Raw genomic sequence first — 13198 nt, 5'->3', positions numbered from 1 at the left:
AACAAGTCCAGGAGGACAATCAAGTGGCGAAGGCGAAGTTCGAGCGGACCAAGCCGCACGTGAACATCGGCACCATCGGTCACGTCGACCACGGCAAGACCACGCTGACCGCGGCCATCACCAAGGTGCTGCACGACAAGTACCCGGACCTCAACAAGAGCTTCGCGTTCGATCAGATCGACAAGGCTCCCGAGGAAAAAGCTCGCGGTATCACGATCAACATCTCGCACGTCGAGTACGAGACCGAGAAGCGTCACTACGCCCACGTCGACGCCCCCGGTCACGCCGACTACATCAAGAACATGATCACCGGTGCTGCCCAGATGGACGGCGCTATCCTCGTGGTCGCCGCCACCGACGGCCCGATGCCGCAGACCCGCGAGCACGTGCTGCTGGCCCGCCAGGTCGGTGTGCCCTACATCCTGGTCGCGCTGAACAAGGCCGACATGGTCGACGACGACGAGATCATCGAGCTCGTCGAGATGGAGGTCCGCGAACTGCTGGCCGCCCAGGAGTTCGACGAGGAAGCCCCGGTCGTCAAGGTCTCGGCTCTCAAGGCCCTCGAGGGTGACCCCGAGTGGACCAAGTCGGTCGAAGAGCTCATGGCTGCCGTCGACGAGTCGATCCCGGACCCGGTCCGAGAGACCGAGAAGCCGTTCCTCATGCCCGTCGAGGACGTCTTCACCATCACCGGCCGCGGCACCGTGGTCACCGGTCGTGTGGAGCGCGGCGAGGTCAACGTGAACGAGGAAGTCGAGATCGTCGGCATCCGCGAGAAGAGCACCAAGACCACCGTCACCGGTATCGAGATGTTCCACAAGCTCCTCGATTCGGCACAGGCAGGCGACAACGCCGGTCTGCTGCTCCGCGGCCTCAAGCGCGAGGACGTCGAGCGCGGTCAGGTCATCGTGAAGCCGGGCACCACGACCCCGCACACCGAGTTCGAGGGCCAGGCGTACATCCTGTCCAAGGACGAGGGCGGCCGTCACACCCCGTTCTTCAACAACTACCGTCCGCAGTTCTACTTCCGTACCACGGACGTGACCGGCGTCGTGACCCTCCCCGAGGGCACCGAGATGGTCATGCCGGGCGACAACACCGAGATGAGCGTCAAGCTCATCCAGCCGGTCGCCATGGACGAGGGCCTGCGTTTCGCCATCCGCGAGGGTGGCCGCACCGTCGGTGCGGGTCGAGTCACCAAGATCACCAAGTGATTCACTGACTCACCACTGACTCTTTGAGTCGAGAAGGCGCCCGGTCACGAAAGTGGCCGGGCGCCTTTGTCGTCGGTTGGGGCGGGTCGTTCCATGGTCGTACGCAGCAGCGTTGCGCTTCCCCCCGCGGTGCCCCGCGAATAGAGTTCGCGCATGACCATGTTCGGAGAGTCGGGGACCGGGCCACGTGTTCCTGCCCATGTGTGGAGTGCCGTGGGCACTTTCGCCTTTGTCATGCTGTGCGGGATCGTCGGTCCGATCTTCCTCGTCGCCTACTTCGTGATCGACGCACCCGACACGGAGTGGATGCTGTGGACCGGGATCGGCATCACCGTGCTCGATGTTGTTCTCGGCGTTGCGATCGCGTGGTTCAACTACCGGGGTGGCGCGAAGCTGGAACGCCTCCGGGCCGCTGGGGTGTTCGGCATCGCCGACATCACCTCGATCGGTCAGACGAATGTCGAGATCAACGACCAGCCGCTGATGAAGCTCGGGCTGCGGATCCACGCCGAGGGACTCGCCCCGTTCGAGGTGTCGACGAGGAAGGTCGTGCCGCATTACCAGCAGCCGCTGCTGCACGCCCGCCGGTTGGCCGTGATGGTCGATCCCGAGTCCCAGGACTTCGAGATCGACTGGCAGGCAACCGCTTTGCTCGCCGGTTCGGTGCCGGCCAGGTTCACCTCCGAAGAGGACGGCCGGACCTACGATCTCACCGGCCAGGCGGAACCGTTGGGGGAGATCTTGCAGATCCTCGGACGTCACGGGGTGGCGGGCAGTGGCGTGATCGATCTGCGGTCCAATTCCGCGGCCCGAGCGGAGGTCATGGAGGTCGTGCGCGGCTGGGCGGGAGTCCGGGCGGATTCGGCGAGCTCGTCTCGGATGGACCCCCCGTCGTTCACCAAGGCCGGTGGCGGGTCGGACCAAGGTGCTGACCCGGGCCGTTCGCCCGCGGAACGGCTCGCCTCGCTGGACGAACTGCGCCGCACCGGCGCGGTCACCGAGGCGGAGTACGCGCGGGCGCGTCAGCGCATCGTCGACGATCTCTGACTGGTGCGTGGATCGTCTGTAGCACGGTGAATCCCCTGCCACATACGCCACTTGATTCACTGTGGTCACTCTGGTCACCAGTCGATATCGATGTCGATGCCCTAGGGTCACAGCCGTGGCATTGCTGATCGTCGTCGAATTACAGTTCGTCGGTGCAGCTTTCACTACGGCCACGTCGGCTTGCCCGCCGACGTCGAGCCCTCGCGTTCACCCTCGCGCTTCTCGCGGTGGTCGGCGTCATCACCATCGGGTCGGGTAACGCGTCCGCGTCGGCGGCATTCGGCAGGTTCCACGTGTCCGGCTGCGGCATGCCGAGCACCCCGGTCGACACCTGGACCCGATGGGGCAACACCAAAACCGTCATCGCTCTCGACGGTCTTCGCGCGACCGGTGACATCAGTGGCTGGCGTCGCGACACGCGTGTCCACCGCATCGCCGACTCCGGCGTCAACGTGATCCAGCCGGTCGGAGGTCTCGCGAGCTTCTACACCGATTGGGAAGCGGCGAGCCCGGCCAACAAGGTCGGATACCGCTATCGGTGGACGTGCCGACTCGACACCATCGTGCGCGAACTCGACGCGCGCGGACTAGCCGTCGGCCCGCTGGGCAAATACGCGATCATGGGCATCTCCATGGGCGGTAACGCGGCGATGATCTACGGGGCGTATCACCGCAAACGCATCTCGCACGTCTTCTCCATGTCCGGCTATTTGAACCTGTCCGCACCCACGATGCGGGAGGCCGTTCGGCTCGCGTTGATCGACGCCGGTGTCGGGGCGGGGGTCGGTCCGTTCAGCGCGGACGCGATGTGGGGACCGCCCTGGAGTGACCGGTGGACGCGCAACGATGCACTCGTCCAGCTGCCGCGGATGCGCGGGATGAAGATCCGCATCGGGTCGGGTTCGGCGACATGGGGTCCGCACAACGCCGACGCCGTCGCCTCGGTCAAGGGCACACCGCTGGAGGTGGTGTCGCTCGCGCAGACCCGGTCGTTCGAAGTCGCGGCCGCCCTGCAGGGCATCCCGGTCACGACGGACTTCCCGTCCGTCGGGACACACGCCTGGGGGTACTGGGAGGACATGGTGTGGCGCGCCAAGAACAGCGGATGGTTCCGCGACCGGTGAGCAGCGGTCCGGGTGAGGTGCGGACGGCCGGGTGGAGTGTGACGGCGCCCGCACGGCCGACGTTCGTAAGCTGACGGTCATGCGTGTTCTGCGTCGAAGCGGCGACCCCGACCTCGCGGTCCGGATCGCGGGGGAGGCCGACCGGGGCGTACCGGTCGTCCTCGTGCACGGGATGGCATCGGACCATTCGACCTGGCGCCGGCTCGCGACGGCACTCCGCGCCCGCGGGCGTGCGGTGATCAGCGTGGACCTCCGTGGACACGGGCGCAGCGGCCGGGCCCGTGAGATCTACCGGCTCGACGACTTCCGCGACGACCTGGCCTATGTCCTCGACACCCTCGGGATCGCGGTCGCCGACGTGGTCGGCCATTCGCTCGGTGCCCACACCGCGCTGCGATTGGCCATGCGTGAGCCGACGAGGATCCGACGCCTGGTGCTCGAAGAGGTGCCGCCGATGCCCCGCGACGAGGCCGATCTGTCCGAGGGCATCGCCATGCGCGCCACCCTGGGCGAGCAGATCCGTGGGCTGATCGCGCTCGCGCGCAACCCCTTTCCGGTCATCCGCTACGACGGCCGGATGGGTGACCAGATCGTCGCCGAATTCGACGTCTGCGCGCCGCACTGGTGGTCGGAGCTACCGGATGTGCAGGCCGCCGCCATGGTCATCTCGGGTGGCGAGAAGAGCTTCCTGCCCCCGCGCCACCTGCAGACCCTCAGCGACGCCCTGCCGAACTCGCGGTTCGTCACCATCGAGGCGGGGCACAGCGTTCACCGCGACCGCGCCGAGGAGTTCGTCACCCACGTCGACGGGTTCCTGGGGCACTGACGCCTGCCGGCGTCATCTCCGGTTCGGAACCAGCGAGCCAGCGTCAACTCTGCTTCCTGATCCGAGAGAACCGCGAAACCACTGGCCCACCACTGCTCCCTGAGGAGCGCCCGGAGCTTGCGGAGGGCGCGTCACGAAGGGTCTGCCACGCATGTCACCAAGACCCTTCGTGACGCTCGCAAGCTCGCTCCTCAGGGAGCGGGGGATGGCGCTCGTCCGGGGCGGGATGGTGCTCCTCAGGGAGCGGGGGATGGCGCTCGTCCGGGGCGGGATGGTGCTCCTCAGGGAGCGGGGGATGGAGCTCGTCCGGGGCGGGATGGTGCTCCTCACCTCAGAGAGCAAAGCGGGTCAGGCGGGCTTGTTGTGCAGCGGTCGCGGGTCGATCCCGACCTTGCGCCACGCCTCGTAGGCCCAGGGGACATAGAGGTACTTGAGCGGCAGGCGGTTGATCAGCGGGTTGGCAGCCCGCATGAGGGCGGCGAAACGCTGGAAGTTCTTCTCGCGCCGGTCGTTCCACTCGAGGCCGCACACGTCACGCATCTGCTGGGGCAGCGTTCCGACGACAACGGTGCGGATGAAGGCGTTCAACGGCAGCGACAGGATCTTCCACACGGGTGCGGGGATCTTCTTGGGGCGGGGGAGTCCCTGCCGGATGTAACCGGTCGCGTAGACGATCGTCTTGTGCGGCACGAACCGGTCGAGCATGTCGTCCCAGTACTGGACGAACTCCTCGTAGGTCTGGGGCTGCCCGCGGTCGCTGACCCCGTAGAGCTGATACCAGACCTTGCTCTCCTCGAAGATCTGGACCTTCTCGGCGTAGCTCAGGCGACGGATGAAGGTGTCGGTGATGTAGAGGACCTGGTCGACGAACGTCGCGTGCGCCCAGTAGAACAACTCCGGATTGAGTGCGTGGTACCGCGATCCGTCGCTGATGGTGCCCTTGATGTCGCGGTGGAAGTCGCGCACCGTGCGCCCCCACTTCTCCGGCTCGGTGCTGTACACGGTCCGCATGACCGGGGGGCCGGTCCGCTTGGCCCGGCCGAGGAAGTCGCTGAAGATGACCGAGTGGTCGAGCACGGCCTGGCCGAGTTGTTCGATGCAGTTCTCGGTGCCGGCCAGACGCTGGAAGCCCAGCAGTCCGCGGTTGTCGCCGTAGAACTTCCACACGAGCGAGTCGGCGCCCAGACGTGGCGAGGCGATCTCGCCCGCGGTGTCCGGAGTGTCGTCGACGATCATCGGCTCTGCCTCGCGGATACCGGTGTCGAATCCCTGGTTGACTGACATGGCGGCGAGAATATCGCACTTGGAACAAACTTGGAAGGTTGTTTCAACGACGTGGGGCGATCTGTATGCGGAGAGGAAAGACGGATGATGCGGGGCAGGCAACCGGACTGGGTCCTTCCCGACGTCGAGGACGTCCTCGCATCCGCGGTCGCGGTTCGGCTGCCGATGCGTACGAGATTCCGCGGCCTGACCACGCGCGAGACGATGGTTTTCGCGGGGCCGTCGGGCTGGGGGGAGTTCGGTCCGTTCGTCGAGTACGACGACCCGGAGGCGGCCTCGTGGCTGCGGGCCGGCATCGAGGCCGCCTGGGTCGGTCCGCCCACCGCGGTCCGCGACACCGTCCCGGTCAACGCGACCGTGCCCGCCATCCCCGCCGACGAGGTCGGCGCATTGCTGCAGCGATACCCCGGCGCGGGAACCGCGAAGGTCAAAGTCGCCGAACCGGGGCAGACCCTCGGCGACGACGTCGCCCGGGTCGCGGCGACGCGGGAGCTCATCGGCAGGGTGCGCATCGATGCGAACGGCGGCTGGACCGTCGACGAGGCCATCACCGCCCTGCGCGCCATCGGTGAGGTCGAGTACGCGGAACAACCCTGTCGCACAGTCGAAGAACTGGCGGCCGTGCGTCGGGCGGTCGAGGTGCCGATCGCCGCCGACGAATCCATCAGGAAGGTCGAGGACCCGTACCGTGTGGTCGCGGCCGACGCCGCTGACGTGGCGGTGGTCAAGGTCGCGCCGCTCGGCGGCATGCGCGCAACCCTCCAACTCGCCGAGAACCTGGGACTCGACATCGTGGTCTCGAGTGCCCTCGACAGCGCGATCGGGATGGCCGCCGGCGTGGCTGCCGCGGCCGCGCTACCGCGCCTGGAGCTCGCGTGCGGGCTGGGCACCGGTTCGTTGCTCGCCGCGGATGTCGCCGCGTCGTTCCAGATGGTCGACGGCGCGGTGGGAACGCGATGGTTCGGCCCTGACGCCTCGGTCGACGTGCGGGAACTCGCGGTCGGAGAAGAACGTCAGCACTGGTGGCGCGAGCGTCTGCGGCGGTGTCATCGCCTGCTGACGATGGACGGGGCGCCCGCGGGTCGCGGCCGAGGATAGGAACGCATTTTCCGATCTGTCTCAACGTGGTCTATCATGCGATGTGGGTCACATGCCGACCGTCCGTACCCGGGGCGGCCTCGCTGCAGGAGGGAGACGATCATGGCCTCGGTTCTGGCGACGCTGCCGGCAACCGGCGATTCGGTCGGCGTCCCGTCTTCCGACCGCAACGGAACCCTGTTGAACGTCGGCCGGGCGCGCGGTGTCCGCGGACGCCGGACCGCCGGGTTGTATTTTGACCAGATGGAGATCACGGAGATCAGACATCGCCGGCTGCACGAAAACCACTGGTCGGCACCCGAGGACTCGCTGCCCGCCACCCGCCGGCGGCGATGACCGTGGCAGGCACCGGAACCAAAGCCGACAGCAGGAACCGGACCTCGACGCGTAAGGTCCGCAACACCGCCAGCCCGGCCGACCAGGAAGCCGCGATCCTTGCGGCCGCCGGGGCGGAGTTCGCCGAGGTCGGTGTCCGCCGCGCGAACATCGACGAGGTCGCCGCGCGGGCTGGAGTGAGCCGCAGCACCTTGTACCGGCGCTTCCCGAACAAGGATGCGCTGCTCTACGCGGTGGCCAACGACGCCTACGAGACGGGCATGCAGAAACTCGAGGCCTCGGTGAAGGGGCTCGGACCCAAGGCCGCACTGGTGGAGGCGTTCGCCGTCGGCGCCGAGTGGGTCAACTCCGATCCGTTGCTGAGCCGGATCGTCCTCACCGACTCCGAGATCAAGAGCGTCACGGCGACGATGACGTCGTTGTTCATCGACATGGTCACCGACCGGGTCGCGGCCACACTCCGCGACGAGGGTGCGCAGATGCCCGTCGAGGATCTGCTGGAAGCCGTCGAGATCCATGTGCGACTGGTGATCTCACTGCTGGAGACGCCGCCGTCGGACCCTGCTCGCAACGAACCCCAGCGCGTCCGCGATTTCGCCGCCAAGTTCCTCGCACCGATGATCTGGTGAAACCCCACCGGACATGACGGGCCACGTGCCCGTTCCTCTCGTCTGAAATCCGCATCCATTGAAGGAGATCCAATGAGTCTGCGTGGCAAGCTGTCCCGCACACCCGACCACGACGCGATCCGCGCCGCGCTACGGGACAAGGTCGTGGTCATCACCGGCGGTGCGCGCGGAATCGGATTCGAGACCGCGACCCAGCTGTCCGAGGCGGGGGCCAGGGTCGCGATCGGTGATGTGGATTCCGAGGCGGTGGGCAAGGCCGCCGCCGACCTCGGCTGCGAGGGCATCGAGGTGGACGTGACCAAGCGCGAGTCCTTCGATGCGTTCCTGACCGCGGTCGAAACCCGGCTCGGACCGATCGACGTGCTCGTCAACAACGCCGGGATCATGCCGGTCGGACCGTTCCTCTCCTACGACGACACGATCATCCGCCGGACCTACGAGATCGACGTCCTGGGCGTGATCATCGGATGCCAGGAGGCGGCCCGCCGGATGGCGCCCCGCCGGACCGGTCACATCGTCAACATCGCGTCGACGGCCGGGCGCATACCCACCCCCGGCCTCACCATCTACAACGGCGCCAAGGCAGCCGTCATCGAGTTCTCCGAGGCGCTGGGCGCGGAGCTGGCGCCGCAGGGCGTCGCCGTCAGCGCGGTACTCCCCACGTTCACCCGAACCGCCCTGATCTCCGGCTTGCAGACCAACAAGTTCATCCAGACCGTCGAGCCCGGCGAGGTGGCCTCGATCGTCGTGCAGACGATCGCGCGGCCGGTGGTCCGCGTCTACGCGCCCCGGTCGATGCGGTGGGCGGAGTCGGGCGCGTTGTTCCCGCAGGCGATGAAGCGGTGGTCGCGCAGGCTGACCAAGCTGGACTCGATCTTCCTGAGCCCCGACCAGCAGGCGCGCGCGGCCTATTCCAGCCGGATCCGCGGTGAGAAGGTCGACACCCGGGCGCCGGGCGACAATCTGACGCAGCCCCAGGAGAGCACGCCCCTGTCGTCGTGAAGAGGGATGGCGCGGGTGCTCGGTCGGGGGTGCGGGAGGTGTCTGCCGACCGGGTGGCGAGGCGCGAGTTGCGGGAGGCACTGGACGATCTGCACACCCTCGAGGTCGAGGCCGGACTCCGTCGGCGCCTGTCGCGGCGCCGGTGGGTCGTCGCGGTCGTGGTCCTCGTCGTCGCGCTCGTGCTCGCGGGGGTGGCGGTGACCGCGTGGCAGCGAGACCGTGAGCGGTACTCCGATGCCGAACTCCAGTCCGCGGCGGCCCACCGGGTTGCGGTGCTCATCGCCCCGAACAGCCGAGACGATCGGCGCGCCCAGCGCATCCTGGCCGGCGCCACCGGCGCCTTCTACGACGAGTTCGCCCAATCCGCCGACAGTTACACCGAATTCATCCGGGCCAACGGCACCGTCGCGCAGTCCTCCGTCGACGGCACGGGGATCTCTGTCCGGACCGGTGACACCGCCTCGGTCCTCGTTGCGGCCACCGTCGTCTTCACCGGTGGGGCGGCGCCGGCCGAGACCGGCGACCAGGCGCGCAGATTCCGGTTGCGGGTGCTCATCACACCGGCCGACGACACGTTGAAACTGAGTGCGGTGCAGTACCTTCCATGACGCCACCGACTCACACCCCGGGCGTCGAGCCGGTCCCGGGACACGTAGCGACCCGGCCCATCGGGGTGCGAGGCGCCGCCATCCGCCTCGCGATCGCGGCGGTTGTCCTGGTCGCGACGCTCGTCGTGGTGCTCGCCCTGTGGAATGCGCACCGTACCGGCTCCGACGTCGCGGAGAGCCGAGACCAGTTGCGAGCACAGGCGGGAACGATCGTCGCGGACGTCTTCTCGGTCGATGCGGACCGCTGGCAGCAGGACCGGACGCGGGCGCGGGCGCGGGTCGCCGACGAGTTCACCGACAGCTACGGGGCCCAGCTCGATCGGCCCCCGCCCGAGGGGACGTCGTCGGTGACCTGGCGCCCCGAGGTCGTCAGCATCGTTGCGGTCGACGCCGCGGAGGGGGAGGCGCTGCTGCGGGTCGCGGTGACAGTACGTCCGGCCGCCGGGCCGGCGACGACCGTCCAACGCACGGTCCTCGCCCGCTACGAGCGGTCGGACGACACATGGCTCCTCGCGGCGGCGGACGTGATCGGATGATCGTCCATCGGAATCCGCGGGTGTGGCGATGACCGAGAACATCACCACGCGAATCGAACTCGCCCGCGCCCGGGTCGATGCGGCGACCCGACGGGCGCGCACCGCCCGGATCGTCGCCGCGCCGGCGCTCCGGGCGCGTGCGGCACGCCGGACACAGACGTTGCGCCGGACTCTCGTCGGAGCCGCGATCGCGGTGGTCGTGCTCGTTGCCGTCGCCGGTTTGCTTGCCTGGCAGATCCGCGGACAGCAGGCGGCGACCGAGTTGCAGGACGACGTGCTCGCATCCGCCCGCGGCGCCGTCACCGTCATGCTGACCGCCGACCCGGCCGACCCCGAAGGCTACGTGGCACGCGTGGCGGAGGTGAGCACCGGACCGCAGCTGAGACGGATCGACGCCGCCCGGGAGGCACTGGTGACCGAGGTGGTCGAGCAACGGGGTTCGAGTGTCGGGCAAGTGGTCTCGGCTGGGTTCGTCACTGATCCGTCGTCCGACGACATCGGTGGAAGCGTCGACGTGCTCGTCGTCGCCGACGCGACGAACCCCGCGCTCCTGGGCGGGTCGGGGTACGGTTCGGCGATCGACACCACCGGGGAGCGGATCACGGTGCTGATCACCATGATGCGCACAGACGACGGCTGGAAGATCGCCGAGGCGAGGCGTCCATGACCGCCGCCGACGTCCGGGTCCTGCTACCGGCACAGCCGAGTCGAACCCAACGCATCCGCATGCGACTTCTCATCGCCGCCTCAACGGTACTGCTGGTGGTCGCGGTGATCGCGGGCGCCGCGACCCTGCGCCCCGATCCCGACCCGACCGAGGCGCAACGCAGCGAGATCCTCAGCGCGGCTGCGGCTGCCGTGAGTGCGCTCCTGACGTACTCGCCCGACGACCCCGCCGACCGGCGGCAGGCGACCGACGCGTTGCTGACCGACCCGCTACGCCTGGAGTACCGGAACCGCGGCACCGACGTCGTGGTTCCGGGCGTGCGTGCGTCAGCGTTGTCGGTGACCGGCGAGGTCGTCGGTGCCGGACTGCAGGAGGGCGACTCGGAACGCGCGCGGGTGCTCGTCTTCGCCGACCAGCGGGTGACAGCCGGGTCCGGTTCAGCGGTCCCGGGTGCCGCGGGCCGTGCACCGGCCGAAACGACCTCTATCGCCCGGTGGGCACTTATGCGTAAGGTCGACGGGAATTGGCTGCTGTCCGACCTGCAACCGGTCGGCGACGTGACCCGTTGAGACACGAGATGCCCGGTCCCGGGCGGTCCGCGCGACCGCCGGCGCAGACGGGTGCTCGCGGGGTGGGATGACGAAAAGGGGACGAGAGATGAGTGCATCGAGCGCGGGTGTGGTGATCGTCGGTGCCGGACTCGGCGGGATCCGGGTAGCGGAGAATCTGCGGAACAACGGCTTCACCGATCCGGTCACCCTCGTCGGAGCCGAAGCGCATCCGCCGTACGACCGTCCGCCGCTGTCGAAGTCGGTGCTGCTGGGCAAGGACGACCGCGTCGATCTGAAACCCGCGGAGTTCTACGAGGATTCCGACATCACGCTGCGACTCGGTGAAGCGGTGACCGCGGTGTCACCGACGGACCGGACGATCACGCTGGCCTCCGGCGCCACCGTCGCCTACGACACCCTCGTACTGGCGACCGGGCTCGATCCACGGCCGTTTCCCGGCCTCACGGAAAACGTCCGAGGCGCGCACGTGCTCCGCACCTACGACGACGCGGTGGCGCTGCGTGGCGAGATCGATTCCGCGAGCACCTCAGTCGTCATCGGCGCCGGCTTCATCGGATGCGAGGTGGCGGCCGGCCTCTCGGCCCGCGGACTGGCGGTCAGCCTCGTCGAACCGGCTCCGACGCCGCTCGCCGTGGCGCTGGGCGAGCAGATCGGCGCCCTGGTGTCGCGGTTGCACGTGGCCAACGGCATCGATCTGCGGACCGGGGTCGGGGTCGCGAAGATCAACGTGTCCGACGGGCGGGTCAGCGCGGCCGAACTCACCGACGGCACCACCCTGCCCGCCGACATCGTCGTCGTCGGTATCGGGTCGACCCCGGTGACCGGGTACCTGGACGGTTCGGGTATCGAGCTCGCCGCACGTGAGGTCGGGGGCGGAATCGCTTGTGATGCAACCGGACACACCAGCGCTGAGAGCGTCTTCGCCCTCGGTGACGTGGCGAACTGGCTCGACGAGGACGGGAGGCCGAAACGCGTCGAGCACTGGAACCACACAGTCGAGCAGGCCTCGGTCGTCGCGCACCAGATCACCGGTGGCGACGCGGTCACCGCGTCGGTCGCCTATTTCTGGAGCGACCAGTTCGACGTCAAGATCCAGGTACTCGGTTCCCCGCGCGCCGATGACGAGGTCCACGTCGTCGACGACGACGGGAAGAAGTTCGTCGCCTACTACAGCCGGGACGGCGTGCTCACCGGCGTGGTGGGCGCCGGCAAGGTGGGTGCCGTGATGAAGACCCGGCCGAAGCTGCAGACCCCCACGCCCGTCGCAGATCTGCTGTGACGACGCATGTCGGACGCGCCCACCGCCGCGCAGGTGCGTGATGCGGCAGCCGAGGTGGCCGACCCGCAGCTCGCGCTCGGTCAGGCCGCGTTCTTCCAGGCCCGACCGGGGGGATACGGGGAGGGCGACGAATTCCTCGGAATCCGTGTACCCGTGCAACGAAAGCTCGCGAAGGGGTTCCGCGGCATCGCGCCGGATGAGGTCGTCGACTTGCTCGATTCACCGATCCACGAGCATCGCCTGATCGCATTGTTCCTCCTCCGTGAGGAGTTCGAACGCGAGCTACGCCGCGGCGGCGACGGCAGGGGCTGGGTCGACCTCTACCTCGACGCCGTGCGCCGCGGCCGGGTGAACAACTGGGATCTCGTCGACTCGTCCGCCGATCCCGTCCTCGGCGAATACTGCCGGCGCAGCGGCCAACTCGATCTCGTCCTGCAACACGTACGGGACGATGATCTGTGGCGGCGCCGGGTGGGGGTGATCGCGACCTTCGCCTTCATCAAGCACGGCGACGCGGCGGCACTGCTCGCGGTGGCGCCGCTCGTCCGCGACGACCGACGGGATCTCATCCAGAAGGCATTCGGCTGGATGCTGCGGGAGGTCGGCAAACGAGTCGACGAGACCGTCCTGCTCGGTTACCTGGACGACAACGCTGCCCGGATGGGCCGCACCGCACTGTCATACGCGCTCGAACACCGGACGCCGGAGGAGCGCGCGCACTATCGCTCGCTCCGGATCACGTAGCGAAAGACGGTCAACAGCCTGCACTTTCGCTACATTGCGTTCTGCTCCCTAATCCGCAAGAACCACAAAGCCGCTGGTCTGTTGGGGAAGCGATGCCCTCCCTCTGCTCCCTAATCCGAAAGAACGCCGTGCCCCTGCTCCCTGAGGAGCGCCCGGAGCTTGCGGAGGGCGCGTCACGAAGGGTCTTCGCAACCCGACTCACCAGGACCCTTCGTGACGGCCTCCGCAAGCT

15 protein-coding genes are annotated in these 13198 nt (G+C 68.1%); 14 read left to right on the top strand and 1 reads right to left on the bottom strand.

All coding sequences use genetic code 11. From position 1 onward, the window contains the following. Nucleotides 1–23: 23 nt before the first annotated feature. The 4 genes from tuf to ACFVHY_RS23270 all read left to right on the top strand — a co-directional run bounded on the left by tuf (nucleotide 24) and on the right by ACFVHY_RS23270 (nucleotide 4211). The gene (gene tuf / locus ACFVHY_RS23285) at nucleotides 24–1214 is read left to right on the top strand and encodes an elongation factor Tu (RefSeq protein ID WP_004020593.1); all 1191 of its coding nucleotides are present in this window, start codon (nucleotides 24–26) and stop codon (nucleotides 1212–1214) included. 153 nt (nucleotides 1215–1367) lie between these two features. Continuing rightward, on the top strand, nucleotides 1368–2261 hold the full coding sequence (locus ACFVHY_RS23280) for an SHOCT domain-containing protein (protein ID WP_390275744.1): 894 nt from the start codon (nucleotides 1368–1370) through the stop codon (nucleotides 2259–2261). Nucleotides 2262–2413: 152 nt separating this feature from the next. Continuing rightward, nucleotides 2414–3385, top strand: coding sequence for an alpha/beta hydrolase (locus ACFVHY_RS23275; RefSeq protein ID WP_390275743.1), 972 nt, complete (start codon nucleotides 2414–2416; stop codon nucleotides 3383–3385). A 79-nt stretch (nucleotides 3386–3464) separates the two neighbouring features. Then, a complete protein-coding gene (locus tag ACFVHY_RS23270) occupies nucleotides 3465–4211 on the top strand; it encodes an alpha/beta fold hydrolase (protein ID WP_390275742.1) in 747 nt (248 codons plus the stop codon). A 348-nt stretch (nucleotides 4212–4559) separates the two neighbouring features. Here ACFVHY_RS23270 and ACFVHY_RS23265 read toward each other — a convergent pair whose 3' ends face one another. After that, nucleotides 4560–5495: an oxygenase MpaB family protein gene (locus ACFVHY_RS23265; RefSeq protein ID WP_390275741.1), complete on the bottom strand. Its 936-nt coding sequence runs from the start codon at nucleotides 5493–5495 to the stop codon at nucleotides 4560–4562. An 84-nt stretch (nucleotides 5496–5579) separates the two neighbouring features. Here ACFVHY_RS23265 and ACFVHY_RS23260 point away from each other — a divergent pair, with 84 nt between their 5' ends. The 10 genes from ACFVHY_RS23260 to ACFVHY_RS23215 all read left to right on the top strand — a co-directional run bounded on the left by ACFVHY_RS23260 (nucleotide 5580) and on the right by ACFVHY_RS23215 (nucleotide 12966). After that, nucleotides 5580–6593 carry an o-succinylbenzoate synthase gene (locus ACFVHY_RS23260; protein ID WP_390275740.1) on the top strand — a complete coding sequence of 338 codons (1014 nt, stop codon included), beginning with the start codon at nucleotides 5580–5582 and terminating at the stop codon, nucleotides 6591–6593. Nucleotides 6594–6695: 102 nt separating this feature from the next. Further along, entirely contained in the window at nucleotides 6696–6929 is a 234-nt protein-coding gene (locus ACFVHY_RS23255) for a hypothetical protein (RefSeq protein ID WP_390275739.1), read from the top strand. Then, nucleotides 6926–7558: a TetR/AcrR family transcriptional regulator gene (locus ACFVHY_RS23250; protein WP_065629665.1), complete on the top strand. Its 633-nt coding sequence runs from the start codon at nucleotides 6926–6928 to the stop codon at nucleotides 7556–7558. The genes ACFVHY_RS23255 and ACFVHY_RS23250 overlap by 4 nt, the downstream gene beginning before the upstream one ends. Before the next feature lie 72 nt (nucleotides 7559–7630). Continuing rightward, nucleotides 7631–8560 (top strand): SDR family oxidoreductase, encoded by a 930-nt coding sequence (locus ACFVHY_RS23245; protein WP_390275738.1) that lies wholly within the window; start codon nucleotides 7631–7633, stop codon nucleotides 8558–8560. Between the two features lie 38 nt (nucleotides 8561–8598). Further along, nucleotides 8599–9168: a hypothetical protein gene (locus tag ACFVHY_RS23240; protein WP_390275737.1), complete on the top strand. Its 570-nt coding sequence runs from the start codon at nucleotides 8599–8601 to the stop codon at nucleotides 9166–9168. Then, nucleotides 9165–9704, top strand: a complete 540-nt coding sequence (locus tag ACFVHY_RS23235; RefSeq protein WP_390275736.1) for a hypothetical protein — start codon at nucleotides 9165–9167, stop codon at nucleotides 9702–9704. Before ACFVHY_RS23240 ends, ACFVHY_RS23235 begins: the two co-directional genes overlap by 4 nt. Before the next feature lie 28 nt (nucleotides 9705–9732). Then, the gene (locus tag ACFVHY_RS23230) at nucleotides 9733–10371 is read left to right on the top strand and encodes a hypothetical protein (protein ID WP_390275735.1); all 639 of its coding nucleotides are present in this window, start codon (nucleotides 9733–9735) and stop codon (nucleotides 10369–10371) included. After that, nucleotides 10368–10940 (top strand): hypothetical protein, encoded by a 573-nt coding sequence (locus ACFVHY_RS23225; protein WP_390275734.1) that lies wholly within the window; start codon nucleotides 10368–10370, stop codon nucleotides 10938–10940. The genes ACFVHY_RS23230 and ACFVHY_RS23225 overlap by 4 nt, the downstream gene beginning before the upstream one ends. An 88-nt stretch (nucleotides 10941–11028) precedes the next feature. Then, entirely contained in the window at nucleotides 11029–12222 is a 1194-nt protein-coding gene (locus ACFVHY_RS23220) for an NAD(P)/FAD-dependent oxidoreductase (protein ID WP_390275732.1), read from the top strand. Between the two features lie 6 nt (nucleotides 12223–12228). Beyond that, nucleotides 12229–12966, top strand: coding sequence for a DNA alkylation repair protein (locus ACFVHY_RS23215; protein WP_390275730.1), 738 nt, complete (start codon nucleotides 12229–12231; stop codon nucleotides 12964–12966). Nucleotides 12967–13198 lie beyond the last annotated feature (232 nt).

Source organism: Gordonia sp. NPDC127522 (assembly GCF_042672305.1).
In the GTDB taxonomy this organism is placed as follows: Bacteria; Actinomycetota; Actinomycetes; order Mycobacteriales; family Mycobacteriaceae; genus Gordonia; species Gordonia hongkongensis.
The sequence above is the reverse complement of the archived record's forward strand: the minus strand, read 5'-3'. Positions and strand labels throughout refer to the sequence as shown.

Coding starts and splice junctions, on each gene's coding strand:
- ACFVHY_RS23265 (WP_390275741.1), bottom strand. CDS start 5,495: ATGTCAGTCAACCAGGGATTCGACACCGGTATCCGCGAGGCAGAGCCG.
- ACFVHY_RS23280 (WP_390275744.1), top strand. CDS start 1,368: ATGACCATGTTCGGAGAGTCGGGGACCGGGCCACGTGTTCCTGCCCAT.
- ACFVHY_RS23215 (WP_390275730.1), top strand. CDS start 12,229: ATGTCGGACGCGCCCACCGCCGCGCAGGTGCGTGATGCGGCAGCCGAG.
- ACFVHY_RS23255 (WP_390275739.1), top strand. CDS start 6,696: ATGGCCTCGGTTCTGGCGACGCTGCCGGCAACCGGCGATTCGGTCGGC.
- ACFVHY_RS23260 (WP_390275740.1), top strand. CDS start 5,580: ATGATGCGGGGCAGGCAACCGGACTGGGTCCTTCCCGACGTCGAGGAC.
- ACFVHY_RS23235 (WP_390275736.1), top strand. CDS start 9,165: ATGACGCCACCGACTCACACCCCGGGCGTCGAGCCGGTCCCGGGACAC.
- ACFVHY_RS23250 (WP_065629665.1), top strand. CDS start 6,926: ATGACCGTGGCAGGCACCGGAACCAAAGCCGACAGCAGGAACCGGACC.
- ACFVHY_RS23225 (WP_390275734.1), top strand. CDS start 10,368: ATGACCGCCGCCGACGTCCGGGTCCTGCTACCGGCACAGCCGAGTCGA.
- ACFVHY_RS23230 (WP_390275735.1), top strand. CDS start 9,733: ATGACCGAGAACATCACCACGCGAATCGAACTCGCCCGCGCCCGGGTC.
- ACFVHY_RS23245 (WP_390275738.1), top strand. CDS start 7,631: ATGAGTCTGCGTGGCAAGCTGTCCCGCACACCCGACCACGACGCGATC.
- ACFVHY_RS23270 (WP_390275742.1), top strand. CDS start 3,465: ATGCGTGTTCTGCGTCGAAGCGGCGACCCCGACCTCGCGGTCCGGATC.
- ACFVHY_RS23220 (WP_390275732.1), top strand. CDS start 11,029: ATGAGTGCATCGAGCGCGGGTGTGGTGATCGTCGGTGCCGGACTCGGC.